General features: G+C 64.2%; 2 protein-coding genes. Both read left to right on the forward strand.

Translation table 11 applies throughout. The features are described from left to right. Window positions 1–66: 66 nt before the first annotated feature. Complete coding sequence (locus tag IVB12_RS38480; RefSeq protein WP_346658529.1) at window positions 67–615, forward strand: fumarylacetoacetate hydrolase family protein; 549 nt, start codon at window positions 67–69, stop codon at window positions 613–615. A gap of 18 nt (window positions 616–633) precedes the next feature. After that, window positions 634–840 (forward strand): Ldh family oxidoreductase (locus IVB12_RS28620; protein WP_247304115.1); only part of this gene is annotated, 207 nt, incomplete at its 3' end.

Consider the following 840-nt stretch of genomic DNA (forward strand, 5'->3'; position numbering starts at 1 on the left):
AAGCTGGGCGTCGGCAGCGCCAAGCTTAAGCAGCAATCCGGCGTCGAACGGTCGATCGCAGGGCGAGTGCTCGCGACACGCCGCCATGAGCCGGGCGCCACGGTCCGGCTTTCGTTCGCGGCGCCGGTCACGATCGAGTTCGAGATTGCGTTCGTTCTCGGTCAGGACATCGATCACCGCTTCGCCGGGAATCACAGAAGCGCGATCGCGGAAACTCGCGTTACATTCGAACTGGTCATGGCACGCTTCGTCGATCGCCGTTCTGTCGGGTGGCCGAGTTTCGCGGCCGACAATTCCGGTTTCGAGGCGCTGGTCGTGGGTGAGCACCTCGACGGACGCCAGATTCCGGAACTGCTCTCCTCACTGGTCGTGTCCGTCGATGGTGAGGAGAAGGCCCGCGCAGCGGCGGGGGCCGACGTGACCGACCCCTACGGCGCTTTGGCCGATCTCGTTGCGATCGCCCGGGAGCGGAAGATGATACTGCCGAAGGGAACCATAATTTCCACGGGGTCGGCGTCGATGCCGTTCGCCGTGTCGGCGCCGACAGGGGAAGTCAGCGCTTCGTATCTCGGAAGGAAGCTCCGCTTCTCGTTCGAGACACGAGCGAACAACTAAGCGACGGAGAATAGTCCGATGTCCACGGGCACCAAGATCGATCCCACCCGTCTGCTGACTTTCGCGACCGCCGTCTACGTCGCGGCCGGGATGTCACAGGAGGACGCGCATCTGTGCGCCGACACGTTGGTGCAGGCTGACCTGTGGGGCCATCAGTCCCACGGTGTGATGCGGCTGTCGTGGTACGCGGCGCGTCTGAAAGCCGGCGTCTGTGATCCGAAGGCC

Source organism: Bradyrhizobium sp. 179, from assembly GCF_023073535.1.
Lineage (GTDB): Bacteria > Pseudomonadota > Alphaproteobacteria > Rhizobiales > Xanthobacteraceae > Bradyrhizobium.